The 12979-nt window shown below is 65.1% G+C and carries 9 protein-coding genes; 3 read left to right on the plus strand and 6 right to left on the minus strand.

Annotation, left to right across the window (positions count from 1 at the left end):
* The first annotated feature begins 75 nt into the window (after positions 1 to 75).
* The gene (locus ACGFWI_RS27400; RefSeq protein ID WP_393908694.1) at positions 76 to 597 is read left to right on the plus strand and encodes a hypothetical protein; all 522 of its coding nucleotides are present in this window, start codon (positions 76 to 78) and stop codon (positions 595 to 597) included.
* Positions 598 to 1239: 642 nt separating this feature from the next.
* On the opposite strand, the gene ACGFWI_RS27405 is transcribed toward ACGFWI_RS27400, so the two are convergent.
* Positions 1240 to 2541, minus strand: coding sequence for a GNAT family N-acetyltransferase (locus ACGFWI_RS27405; RefSeq protein ID WP_393908695.1), 1302 nt, complete (start codon positions 2539 to 2541; stop codon positions 1240 to 1242).
* A 758-nt stretch (positions 2542 to 3299) separates the two neighbouring features.
* On the opposite strand from ACGFWI_RS27405, the gene ACGFWI_RS27410 reads away from it, so the two are divergent.
* Positions 3300 to 3557, plus strand: a complete 258-nt coding sequence (locus tag ACGFWI_RS27410; RefSeq protein WP_393908696.1) for a hypothetical protein — start codon at positions 3300 to 3302, stop codon at positions 3555 to 3557.
* Between the two features lie 6 nt (positions 3558 to 3563).
* On the opposite strand, the gene ACGFWI_RS27415 is transcribed toward ACGFWI_RS27410, so the two are convergent.
* From ACGFWI_RS27415 to ACGFWI_RS27430, 4 genes are all read right to left on the minus strand, one after another.
* Positions 3564 to 6866, minus strand: a complete 3303-nt coding sequence (locus tag ACGFWI_RS27415; protein ID WP_393908697.1) for a type ISP restriction/modification enzyme — start codon at positions 6864 to 6866, stop codon at positions 3564 to 3566.
* A 145-nt stretch (positions 6867 to 7011) separates the two neighbouring features.
* Positions 7012 to 7149, minus strand: coding sequence for a hypothetical protein (locus tag ACGFWI_RS27420; protein WP_393908698.1), 138 nt, complete (start codon positions 7147 to 7149; stop codon positions 7012 to 7014).
* A 1829-nt stretch (positions 7150 to 8978) separates the two neighbouring features.
* Positions 8979 to 10265 carry a cytochrome P450 gene (locus ACGFWI_RS27425; protein WP_393908699.1) on the minus strand — a complete coding sequence of 429 codons (1287 nt, stop codon included), beginning with the start codon at positions 10263 to 10265 and terminating at the stop codon, positions 8979 to 8981.
* Positions 10266 to 10605: 340 nt separating this feature from the next.
* Complete coding sequence (locus ACGFWI_RS27430) at positions 10606 to 10974, minus strand: nuclear transport factor 2 family protein (RefSeq protein ID WP_393908700.1); 369 nt, start codon at positions 10972 to 10974, stop codon at positions 10606 to 10608.
* A 780-nt stretch (positions 10975 to 11754) separates the two neighbouring features.
* Here ACGFWI_RS27430 and ACGFWI_RS27435 point away from each other — a divergent pair.
* Complete coding sequence (locus ACGFWI_RS27435) at positions 11755 to 12123, plus strand: hypothetical protein (protein ID WP_393908701.1); 369 nt, start codon at positions 11755 to 11757, stop codon at positions 12121 to 12123.
* Positions 12124 to 12255: 132 nt separating this feature from the next.
* On the opposite strand, the gene ACGFWI_RS27440 is transcribed toward ACGFWI_RS27435, so the two are convergent.
* Positions 12256 to 12768, minus strand: a complete 513-nt coding sequence (locus ACGFWI_RS27440; protein ID WP_393908702.1) for a DUF6624 domain-containing protein — start codon at positions 12766 to 12768, stop codon at positions 12256 to 12258.
* Between the last annotated feature and the right edge of the window lie 211 nt (positions 12769 to 12979).

Below are 12979 nucleotides of genomic sequence, written 5' to 3' on the forward strand. Positions count from 1 at the left end.
AGCGATGAAGGGCGCTCTCCCGGGAATCGAGATCCGCAGACCCTTTCCTTTAGACGTTCGCTGGATCACCGGTTGATGCTGGAGATTGTGGGCGCTGTTCTAGGGTTGGCCACGCTCGCGTTCCTTGTTTTGCAAACTGTGATCGCTCGGGGGCAAGCGGAAGAGGCTGCAAACCAAACGACAGGGGCGAGGCTGGATGGTCTCTATCAGCAGCTGCTTGCCTATGATCAGTGGCGAGGGGAAAAGGAGAATAAGCGCATAAACATGCTCATTAACCAGGTGAGCGATCTAGACAGCATCAAGGATCCGGAAGAGCGTGAGCAGCTGTATTCCATTGAAGTGTGGTTCCTTGATTACTTTGACTATGCATACACGACTCTTCCAGGACTCCTTAGGTGCGTACCAGGCGACGGTCACCTTGTCATCCGGGGGTCTCGCGATGAAAGCGACACTTGTGATGAATGGGTCGCATGGAGTGAGACTATCTATCAAAACTTCCGGAATCCCGTGACGTGCCAAGTCCTCAATGATCAGCAGTCTCTATATGAAAAGAGATTCATAATCGCTATTCGCAATTCCAAGGCCTGCCCAGCTTGAAACGTCAATTGCACCCCGCTCGAAGGTCAGGGGAAAGCCGCTTCGGTGAACGCCGTGGAGCTTTGACCTACTGCCGTACAGCGGCGAAGTGGAGCAACCCACCGACCGCCTTGCGTCCAGTAACGACGCTCACCGCCCTCAGTGCGCCCCTATGGCCGCCGTTGCCCCAGGTGGAGCTGCGGATCAGAAGCTGTCTGACATCCATCGCTGACATCAACGGCGGCGGATGCCAGCAACCAGCGGAGCGCGGCCCGACCGCATCGTCCTGAAGCTGGTCCTTCATCCCGGGCGTCCGATACCACAGTGCTTCCATGCAGCTTGCCGCTCAGGAGGCGAACGGATAGCTCCAACCGGCTCGCCGGCCGGCCTTTGGTGTCCCAACTGTCCCACTGTCCCACCACCCCTCTTGACCTGCACAAAGAGGTGGGACAGCTCCAATCGAGGCTGTCCCACCTGTCCGGCCCGTACAAGACGGCTGCAACACCAGGGGATGTTGCAGCCCGTCAGGGAAGCGACCCCCGAAGGTCGCAGACACCTCTGATGCCTTCCCCTGTCGATACCGCACTCACCAACTTGGCTCGCATGCAGGTCAGAAGGCAACGGGGAGTCGGTTGGCACCACTCCGGAGGGTTGTAAAACCGTTCAGCTGACCCAGATGCCATCGGGTGAGAGACGGCGAGCAAGGCGCCGGCCCGCGGCGCTTACGGGAGTCGACCAGGACACATCCGCGACCCTGCATCCAAAGTCAGTGGCGAGTGCCCGTACGAGCGTGGCACCAATGCCACGGTGTCGATAGGCGTCTGCTACCCAAATCAAGATAATTCGGGGGCGCAGGGTGACTCCCTCATCTCCGTACGGGGAATCATCGATGAGATCCCAACGGCGGTGCTCGTTAGTGTCGTGGGCGGCCACGTAGCCGATGATGCGCTCGTCCGCTTTCAACAGATATGCGCGATAGTTTTCCGTAGTCGCTTCAGGCTCACCTAGGTGAGACCACGACGGGAAGTCGTAGTTATCCTCCCTCTGCGGCATACGCGCCACTTGGTGGGCCAACTTCCGCCACGAAATGGGTGACTGCGTTGTGACAATTGCCAGGTCACCCCACCAGTCAAGCCCCTTCGGTACCCGAACACCTAGCACCCAATCCGCATGATGCACGCGGTGGACGTTGTCATCATCCCCAGTATCCCTAAGACGCATGCCGCAGGGGCACTCATGGCTACTCGCGGTCTCCAACTGCTGGAATTGGACTGGTATCGCGCCGCGACTAAGATCCTCGCCACTGCCTCCCACCCAAGGCCGGAAGGGTGCATCATCCGACTCGACGTAACCGGTCCAGCGGTCCACCCACCCCGGATATTGCTCGGGGAACATCTCTCGAATCTGCTTCTGAGCCGCTGGCAGTGTGGGGCGTACCCACACACTGCCAGCTGTCGCCCGACCGTTGAGGCGCAGACCGAACTTCGTTGCCTTGGCTCGCAGGAACTTCAGAAACACCCCGGGGGGTGAATCGAAGTCGACTCCGCGGATCAGCTCTCGCTCACCAGGAGCGAGCCATTTATCGACGGGTAATGCAAGGCGGTCGGCGAGTGCGTGTAGTCCGCTGTAGTTGTGTTCGAGCTCAGCAGCGCGCAATGCCTCGACCGTGGCCTCGACATCTCGGAACCGAGAGCACAAATCAATCCAGCGAGGGCCATTCCTGAAGTAAAAGGCGCCTTGGTAACCGTCATATCGAATGCGGTCCATTGCCGCATAGCGCGCCCTGTCGACCGCCTCGATGCAGTCCGCGGGTAGAGCTGGTTCGCGGCGCCGTGAGGATTCGGCATCGACGTAACCATCTCGGTCGAGCTGGACGGTGGCGAACCAGCGTAATGCCCGGACTCGGAACTTCCGGGTGTCCCGACTGCCCGCATCAGCGACAAGGTGGATAGTCCGCTCGGTCATGCGTTCTACTCCATGGCTCTAGCCCGGATCGGTCAGACCGATCATTCCTGTCTCTGCAAGCCTCGGGAAGAGCACGGATCTGGAAGTGTCCGTGCTGCCCCCTGTCCGTCGTACGGCACACCTGCGACACACCGCCGGGCGCCATGCCCTCGGATGGGGGTCCCTCCCAGCTCAGAAGGAACAATGGGCTTGATCGACGCAATCACTCCAATGCCGGCACCCGCGCGGGAGGTGTCCGGGATGCCCGGTTAAGTCCTTCACTTATACAAACCGCCCGAGGGGCTACAGCTAGTCGGCGAAGCCGACCTCTCAATGGGCGCAGGCGCCAGAGGCGACTTCCGATTTTGACTGCATCAGCGGGGACGGAACTTCCCTACCTGGTCAACAGCGGCCCGCCCGCTCCATCTGATCGCACAGAGCGCCTGCGGTCCAAGGCGCGCCCTCTTCACAGCGACAAAGGGGCACGAGCGCAGGTGGGTAGCCGTTGGTGGGGCGGCGCCTTCACGGACGGGCCGTGCGCGCAGACCCCGAGCAAGCCGGGAATACTGATCTGATTCAGGTGGAAGTTGGGTCGAACTCGGTCCCGATGCACGGGACTGACCTCCTGTGCTGCTAGACATGCAATCGTGCACTCAGCTCTCTCCCCTTCGCAGCTTCAACTTCTGCAACACCTCATGCTCGCCGAGGTTCCACACCCCGATACGGATCCCGCGGCGGTGGCGGTCCGAGACCTCGAAGAAGCGAGCATCGCGGACGACGTGCGAACTCTCAGCTGGATGGGACTGCTGGAGGTCAGGGGCGAGCGTCTGGCCATCACACCGCACGGGAGGGCAGTGCACTTCGAAGCCGAGTGCGCCGTGCTCTCGGCGCGCCTGGTCGAGGTGAGCGTCTTCGCGGACGATCTCCAGCGACGCACACCCTCACTCGGTGCAGAACTGCACGCGCTCCGCCAGCTCGCCGACGGGGCATGGAGCGTGACGGAGGCGGTGGCGTACGTGGAGCGCCGGGGCCACTGACCAGGCCTACACCTCCTCGCCGAACTCGATGGGGAGTTCGATTCGGTGGTGGGGTTTGCGGGCCTTGTCGAGGACCGGCAGGATGCCGACCTCCTCAAGGTCGACTGCAGTAATCGTGGGAGCGGCAAGGACACGGTCCAACAGGTCCTGCTGGGCGGGAGCGAGGTCAACAAGTCGGCGCAGCACGGAGAGCAGTTCCCTGAGCTCCCGCGACCAGTCGGCTGGCCAGGACTCGACATGCAGGTCGTCCAAGGGGCTGGTCTTGCGGCTGTTGGGGTTGGCTTTTCGGTAGCCGAACCATTTCTTGATGATCTGCATGCCGCCGACGTCGTAGTTCCATACTTCGGCGGGGACAGGACTGACGTGCCCGCCGCCCAAGTGCAGGGTGCCGGTCATCTCGGCATACCGGATTTCTGCGGGGACTTCCGCCCCTATGTGCTGGTCGTAACGGAGCCGGCGCGCATCGCCCAGAGGAAAGAGGACGTCTCCGGCCGGTCGGCCGTCTTCCGGATCGGCATAGCACTCCCCGTACGTCGAAGCCCACAAGAGGCGTTTGCCCAGTTGTACCGCCTCGCACCACAGGGCGGGATCGCGGGTGAGCGGCAGCCGCACGCCCGGGGTGAGTAGTTCCTCGGTGAACCGCTTGGTGAATCCGGCGTGCCCGGCGATGGCCGCCGCGTATGCGGCCAGATCGTGCACCGTGATGTGGTCGAGGCCGAGTTCGACGGCGAGGTGCGCGAGGAGGCGCGGATGCACGTTGGGGGTGCCGTCCGGATGGAGGATCGGCATGATCTTGCCACCGCGGCCGTTGAAATGGTGAGTGTCGGGGAGCAGGGAGGTAGCGACAATCGCTGGCCCGGTTTCGATCTCGTGCGAGGACTGCTGGTTCAGGAAGAGCTGATCTGGCTGCATGGCTTCCCACAACGCCGGCCGGGCGAAGTCGATGACACGGCTATCGGAGATCAGCCACTGCCGGTCGAAGCTGCGCATGGCGATGCGTACCAGGTCAGGTGCCAGGTCTGTTTCGTCCGCGAGTTTCTGGGTGTGCTCAGGCTGTCCGGGCAACGGAGCCCTGCTGGCGTGCAGCGACCGGTCTCTTGTCTCCTTGAGTAGCTCCGCCTTCTTGACCGCGTCGTTCTCGTGGATCAGACGCGCCCATCGCTTCTCAAGCACCTGCTTGCCGGGGCCGTTGACCCAGGAGCGATTGGCCGTGATGCCCAGGCTCCCCCAGCGGAAGAGATCGTCGAGGGCAGGGTAGTCCTCCCACCCCGTCTCGGTGGTCGGGCGGAAGGGGCGGATGGCAGCGGAGTGCGTGTCCTGCCAGCCGTCGTCGTCCAGTTGGATCTCTTTGAGCTGGCGGTACTTGACGCCTCGCTTGCCGTGCACGGCGCGGTAATGGATACGGGCGGGCTGCTCAGGGTCGGTGTCTTTGCTGCGGACGAAGACGCAGATGGCCAGCGGCTGGGCGACACCCGGGAAGATCCGGCTGGCCACATCCGGGCGGTGCCCTTCCGGAGAGAGGTCGATGATCCAGCCCTCGTCACAGGTGCGCCGCAGGTAGTCCCGCATGCCACGCCCGCCGGGCCCGGTGGTGAAGCCGGAGGGCGTGATGAAGCAGACGACTCCCTGCTGATCCTGCGGATGGGCGTCGAAGACCTTCCAAGTCGCCCAGCGCCAGAAGTAGACGTAGAGGTTCTTCAGCACGTGCTCATAGCGGCCGTTGCCAGGCCACTTGAAAGCCTCGATGGGAGCCACTCCCTGCGCGGGCGTGCCCTTCTCGACCCAACCGCCGCGGCCCCTGGCCTTGTCGTCGTAGGGCGGGTTGCCGATCGCCACGGTGACCGGCGTGCTGGCCTTCACCCGGTTCGCCCGCTTACGGGACTCCGAGATCACCCCGTACGTCGAGGCGAGGGTTTCCTCGGCCAGATACGGGTCGTCCAACGTATCGGTGACGAACAGCTTCATCCCATCCGGCGGTGCGACCGCTTGATGCCGCTTGAGCAGATCCGAGGTCCGCAGCTCTGCGACGGCGAAGGGCCCCATCTGCAGCTCGAAACCGATCAGGCGCTTCGCCAGATCACCTATCGCATCCGGCGTTGCTCCGGGGCCGATGTTCTCCGCCGCCCAGGCGGCAACATGCTCAATGACCGCGTGAAGGTACGTGCCCGTCCCCATCGCCGGATCGACGATGCGCACGCTCTCGTCCGCATATCCGTCCGAGCGGCCCAAGCGGGTACGCAGCACGTCCTCGGTGAGGCGCACCATCTCCTCGACCACCTCACGCGGGGTGTAATACGAGCCGCTCTTCTGCCGCAGCTTCTCGTCGTACACCTCCAGGAACGACTCGTACAGGTGTAGATATGCATCCCGCCGGCCCTTGCGAATCGCCGCCCAGTCAACTGCGTCGATCACCTGAATGAGCAGATCGAGGCTGACCTCGAAGCTCACCGTGATGTTGTCGGTGAGGAGCTGAAGGGCCTTGCCCATCAAGGCATGTCCGGCATCCAGCCGCCGACCGACCTCATGCAGCCCCACCCCCTTCAAGGAGATGGCCTCGGTGCGCGCCAGCAACAGCGCAAAAGTCACTGCCTGGGCGTAGCCGTCGGCGAAGGTGGCATCATCGGCCGTCGGAAAGAGCAGCTTGCGCCAGTCGTTCTTCAGTCCTGTGAACCGCAGCTCCTCAGGACGCGCGCCCTCCGCCGCATACCGCCCCTCGAACTCCAGTTGCTCCAGGACCGCCGCGCGCAACAGGCGGCACAGCGGCGCAGTGCGTCGGACCAGGGCGGAGGCTTGGCGGATTGGCTCGGGAACCCAGTGCAGAAAGGTCCGCAGGAGACTGTTGAACGCTGCAGGCTCACGGGCGGTTAACGACCGTCCTGCACTGGCTAAATCGCCCTCGAAGACGACCGGAGCGCCAACCTGCTCCCCGGTGCGGAAGAGCCGCCATTCCGTGCCGTTGGTGTAGAGCACGTTCGGCAGGTCGCGCAAACGCTCCCACTGCTTCTTGTTACGCCCCGTGAACTTCTCCGGATCAACAGGATGACCAGGGCGCTTGACTTCGATGTAGCCGACGATGTCGCCGTGTACCTCGACCGCATAGTCGGGGCGCACACCCACATCACGCAGAGGCGTTTCGGAGTGCCACAGAACGCCGTCCATGGCATCGTGACTGCCCGCGGTCTCTAAGAGCTTCTGCAGCGGCGGGCGGATGGACGCCTCGGGGTCGCCCGGTCCGTTCACCATGTCCTTGCACGACGCGCCGAAGGTCGATACGGCCTCCGAGAGCCAGCCAAACTGCTCCTGCGTCACTGCCGCACCCCCACGCACTGTCGATCACGACTTGAGAGTATGCCAGGTTCGCCAGAAGAGTGAGACGAAGTCCCAGCGCAGCTTCAAGAGTTGGGTGAAGAGGTTGAGGTATGGCCCGGTCGACGCTCCGCCCAGGCGTAGAGGATCAGACGAGGTCGCGCCAGAACGGAACCGTTGCTCTTGGGTCCCAGCTCTCGTCGGCGTCGCCCCGTGCCTCGTCGAAGCCTTGGTGCATGTAGTCCGCTGGATTCAGCCTGTAGTTGATGATGTCGGTCTGCCACATCGAGAGCACCGGATACCCGAAGCTTCTGCAGCCAGGGCACGGCTCGCCCCGAAGCGAGCGCGGGCTCGCGCGACACACCTCCGACACACCACCTAGTACACAGGTCCGCCACTCTTCCCAGTCGGCCAGAGGCGTGTGCGCAGGCTCGGATCCCGCTGTGTCCCAGCTGTCCGGCTGTCCGGTTGAGCCTGTGAACTGCGCAAACTATTCGGACAGCTCCAAGCGCGACTGTCCGGGCTGTCCGGCTACAGAGAGGCTGCAACACCCCGAGATGTTGCAGCCCGTCGGCGAAGCCGACCCGGATAGGTCGTAGGCGCCGAAGGCGACTACCTATCTGCCCGTAGCCCGCGCCCTGCCGCCGTGTGGAGGCTCCCTGTCGAATACGTGTCGAAGTTGCTTCGACGTGGAGCGCCTATCGGAAGAAAGAGCCAGGTCAGACGGGCGCGAACCATGAACTGCCCGTGTCTCTTCTAAGCACCTCACCACAGCGCTTCCATGCAGCTTGCCGCTCAGGGGCGAACAGCTGACCCCGACCAGAGAGCCGGTCGGGCCCTTGGTGTCCCAGCTGTCCCACTGTCCCACCACCCCTCTTGACCTGCACAAAGAGGTGGGACAGCCCCCATCGAGGCTGTCCCACCTGTCCGGCCCGTACAAGACGGCTGCAACACCCGGGGATGTTGCAGCCTCGTCGGCGAAGTCGGCCCCTGAAGGTCGCAGGCGCCTCCGGCGCCTTCCTTCTTGCTCTCTCCACAACCACGCACTCCAGCCTCTTCGCCTCGCCAGGTCGGGGACTTTCGTGTGAGGGACGTGTGAATGACAGACGCTCGTGATCTCGCAGCCACATACGCGCAGGTCAGAGGCGTAGTCGCCGCCTCACTGATCACGGCCTCCGGAGCCGTGTGCGCAGGTTCGAATCCTGCCGGGGGCACTTCGCAGGAAGTGCCTGAAAGACCCTCTGTACAGTGAAAACTGGGAGAGGGTCTTTTCGCGTTCGCCCTCTGGTTCCGCTGCTTCTGCGTGCGCGGCTCCGGGCGCGTGGTCGGCCGGGCTTTCCGGCCGGCCCTGGCGGTCAGCCCGACGGCCACCGGCGTCCCGAACCGCGCCCGCCACGCTCCGCATCGCGGTCTCCGACTGCCGTGGCGAGCGGCTTCGCGCGTCGGCGCCCGTGTCTCGGCCGACGGACGAGCGCGGACGCGGTCTGCTGATCGTCGAGACCCTCGCCGTCCGTTGGGGCACCGAACCACGGCCGTCGTCCGGGAGACGCTACGGGCCGGGATTGTCCTCGGAGGCGGACCGACGGGTCGGCCCGTGCTCCGGTCGTTCGCTCGTAGGCAGGCGCGGGCCGAGAGCAGGACCTCTGTCATACGTACGTAGTCGGGATCGCCGGTCTGCCGCTTCAGCGGGGTGCTGGCGCGGAGAAGACGGGCAGGGCCTCGGCGGGGTGTTGCTCGCGTACGGCGTCGGCCAGGCAGACCCGTTGAGCGGGGGTGGGCCACAACTGCGCGGCCTTCTCGGCCGGTTCCTCGGCCCGGGTGAGTGTGCACGTGTGTCCCCTCCCGAGGTGGTTCCGCCGGCCGTCATGGTCTCGTGCCTGCGTGCTGCGGTCAGGGGGACGTGAGATGACGGTTGCTGCGCCCGTGACCGGAGGGTGCACGTCCGCACGGCCATGTCGAGACACGGAAGGCGTCGCTGGTGTCCTGTCGTGCGGCCCTTGGGGACCGCCGCGTGCCGCGTCCTTCGGCGGGTCTCCGACGGGCGAAAGCAAAGACCGGGCACCCGGCCCATCGGCCAAGTGCCCGGTCAGAGGAGGGGCGGAGTGGGGGTATTGGTCAGCCGTTCAGTCGTACCGGCAAGGATTCGATTCCGTAGACGATCGAGAGTTTGCGGAATTCCAGGTCCTCGGGTTTGGCGGCGAGGCGCATATGAGGGAAACGGCGTACCAAGGCCGGGTAGGCGGCACGGAGTTCCATTCGGGCCAACTCGGCGCCTACGCAGCGGTGGATTCCGTAGCCGAAAGCCAGGTGCGAGGGGACGTTGCGGGTGGGGTCGAACTGTTCCATTTCCGGGCCCAGTTTGCCGTCCCGGTCCGCACCGCTCAGTGAGCACAGCACCACATCTCCGGAGGCGATCTGGACGCCACCGATTTCCAGGTCCTCGCGGGCGAAACGCGGGAAGGCGACCTGCACGACGGTCAAGTAGCGGAGGAGTTCCTCGACGTAGCGGTCCACGACGTCATCGCCGTCGTGGAGCGCGGCGAAGTGCTTGGGGTCCTGGAGGAGGACCAGGGCGCCGAGGGCCAGCATGCTGGCGGTGGTTTCGAAACCGCCGGTGAGGACGCCATCGGCGAGGCCTGCCAGCTCTTCGTCGCTGACCGAGTCGCCGTGTTCCTTCACGATCATGCCGAGCAGTCCGTCGCCCGGGTTTTCGCGCTGCTTCTTTACGATGTCCCGGAAATAGGAAAGGGATTCGGATATGGCGCCGAAGGAGGCGTTTGCACCGCTGAAAAGGTCGAATCGGGCGGCGCTGAGGCGTTCGAAGTCGCCGCGGTCCTCGTAAGGAACGCCGAGGAGTTCGCAAATGACGAGGGAGGGGATGGGAAGGGCGAAAGAGTGGACGATGTCGACCGGCTCGCCGTTTTTGCCCGCCTCTTCCATGGCGTCGAGGCGTTCCTCGACGATCTCGTGGATACGGGGGGTGAGCCTGCCGAGGCGGCGCATGGTGAATTCGGGCGTCAGGAGGCGGCGGAGACGGGTGTGCACCGGCGGGTCGGCGAATCCGAGTCCGCCGGGATTCTGTTCGGCACCGGCGCCGGCCTTGCCGACGAGGTTGGTGAAGTCCGAACTGAAGGCATTGGCCTTTCCCAGTACCGCCTTGACCTCGTCGTAGCCGGTGACCAGCCAGACGTTGGCGGCTATCGGCACGGGAAGCTTGCTGACAGGCTCCCGCTCCCGGACGGCCCCCAAATCGCCCACGGGGTTCAGCCCGTCGCGCCGCAATGGCATCAGGACGGACTCGGGCAAGAAAGACATTCGAGACAGGTCGAAGCCTTTCTTCTGTGTTCTCGTCAGATACATGCGGCCGGCCCAGGCGATGATCCGGGAACGGAGAGTCGTCATGACGCTAATACTGCCTTTCGTCGAGGGGGACGGTCACGCGCGCTCCGCAGTCCAAGGCGGCCGGGACACCACGGAACCCCCGCTCGGCGTGCACGGGTGTGACGTACGCCATAGCCCCTCGCTTACGGTGGTCATGGCACAGGTCCATGCCATTGACCGATGTCTTCGGTCGTCCGCATCGGCGTGACGAGCTCGGCCTCGGCCTTCTTCTTCTATTCGGTCAGGACGAGTTTACAAAGTGCCATTGGGCGCGTTCACGGAACAACCCGGAACGACCCCGAGCGGCCCCTGGGACGCCCCTGATTCTCCCCTTAGTCATGATCACCGCCGCGCCCGCCCGTCACCCCCGCACTTCCATGTGCGCCACCTTGCCCTCGCGGAAGGTGTAGAGGTGATCGACGGTTCCGTCGGACCAGTGGTCGCCGCTCGCGTCCCGCAGGCCGTGGCGCACTTGGACGGCGACCCGGCCGTCCGGCTCGGCGGCCATTCCCTCGATGCGTACGAGGGGATGGGCGACGGCGAACTGGCCCTTCCAGTAGGCCAGCACGTCGTCGATGCCGTGCAGTCGCTTGCCTTCCCGGACGTTCGGCCAGTCGACGTCCGGGTGGAATGCGACGCGGGTGAAGTCATCGACGCGCTGAGTGTTGAAGATCTCGTACATGCGGCGGAGCAGCTCCGCCTGGGCGGCGGGGATTTCGTCGGTAGGCATGGAGAGCAGCCAAGCGCATTTCGGGGAGGCCGGTCATCGGTTGCGCGCGGTGGGGTTGCGGGGTGGGGCGTCGAGTTGCGGGCGTGATCGAGTTGCGGGGGTGGTGGGTTGGTGCGGCTCGTCGTGGGGATGGCTTTCCCGGCGCCATGGGGGGATGTCGCCCGATGGTGTGGGCGGCTGGGTGTTCGGGTCACCGCACGGTGCGATGGCGGGGGTGGTGGGGGTGACCGGGCACAGGGGCGGGCGGTGTGGTGGGGGGGCGATGGCCGACGGACCATTGCGCCGATGAGTCATTGCGCAGGCAAGCCGGTCCGTCGAGGAGCCGACCCGTCGATGGGGCGGTGCGCCGGCAAGCCGGTCCGTCGAGGACCGGTCCGCCGGCAACGGCGCACCGATGAGCCAGTGCCCCGATGGGCTAGTGCGTCAATGGCGGTTATTCGGAGTCGAGTTGGGGGTGGAGTGGCTTCGTTGCCCCGTGATGGCGCCGCGGGTCGGAAGGGCGGGGCCCGTCGGCTCGACCCGTCACGGATTGTGATGAGTTGCGGACTCTGTGGGGTCTCTCTAGCGTGAGAAGGGAGCGAGGTGAGCGGCAAGGCCCGGCGCGGTGCGAGAGGGCAGCGCGGTGGAGGGAAGCCGCACTCGCGGCCAGGGAAGGGTGCGACAGGCGGCGCACCGGCGGGGCGCAGACCCCGGCCCGTCCGTCAGGTGACGCCCGGCAGCTTCGCTCACCTCACCCCTCAGGGAATCCCCTGGAATTCTCCCCTTCGCAGGAGGAAGCGCATGTTTCCGCAGTCGAAGTCCGGCAAGTTCGGCTTTTTCGCTCTTTGTGCTCTTTCTGGTCTGGTGGCCGGAGTCGTCGTGGCCGGCCCCGCTCTGGCGTACGACGACGGTGACGGCAGCAGCAACAACTTCGCCGCATATGAGGGTCATGTCGTCGCCGAGGAGGGGCTGGTGTTGCGCATAGGCCCGAACACCCAATACCGCGTGGTCGGTTCGAAGGAGTACGGGACCGTGGTGGGGATCGTCTGCAGGCTCAAGGGGGAGAACATCGAGGGCAACCCGGTCTGGTACAAGCTCGGCGATGCCTCGTACGCCTGGTCCTCCGCGCGCGACATCGTGAACGACGGGGAGGATCCGCGCTGGTGTTGAGGCGGGGCTGAGCGCGTCCCCATTCCCCTGGAGCCTTGCCCGGGGGACCGGGCCCGGCGGCGTCCGAGCAGCGAGCAGGAGCGGGTACGGGGCGCGGGCGTGACCCCCTGGAGGCTCCTCGGCGACCGCGCCTCAGGGCGTCGCAAACTTGGCGACGTACTCGTCGAAGGGCTCGATGCCCACCTCAACCCGCAGGGCGTCCATGCGCTCGGGGTCCTCGCAGGGCCACGGGACGGGAGCGCCCTCCTTGATCCCGGCGATCTGTGTGCCGTAGATCTGCCGGCGGCCCTCGTTCACCAGCGTCCGGTCGCGCAGGAAGGCCAGCTCGCGAGGGCTTGCGGAGCCCGCCTCCACCGCCTGTTCCATGAGCCGGAGCGCACGCCGCTGCACATCGAGGCGGCGGTCGGCGTGCTGTGCGATCAGCCATGCGCCGAGTGCGGCATCGTCACCGACCAGCTCCGCCGTCGGCCAGCCGTACTCGTCCATGATCTGGTGTAGCCGGTCACTGTGCCGGGCGGTGAGGCGGCGCCAGGCCAATTGCTCCTCGGGGTTCTCGCTGTTCGCACCGGGGGAGGTTTCCCGGTCCGCCTCGGCCATGCGGATGAGTTCCGCCGCCAACGCCGCCGTGCTGTTGTCGTTTGTCACGCCCACTCCATGATCTGTGCCGGCTCCGGCCCCACCACGCTAGGGGCTGCTGTCGCCACGAAGATCATTCCGAAGAACGGTGACAGGGCGGGCGGTGTGCGGCGATACTGGATCTACGCCGAAAACAGTTCCGCCCTATTCCGGATTCCGGCCGGATTCCGGCCCGGTGTCCTTTTCCTCGGCCACGGCGGGACGGCTGCGGTGGTGACCG

Source organism: Streptomyces sp. NPDC048434 (assembly GCF_043200375.1).
Classification (GTDB): Bacteria; Actinomycetota; Actinomycetes; order Streptomycetales; family Streptomycetaceae; genus Streptomyces.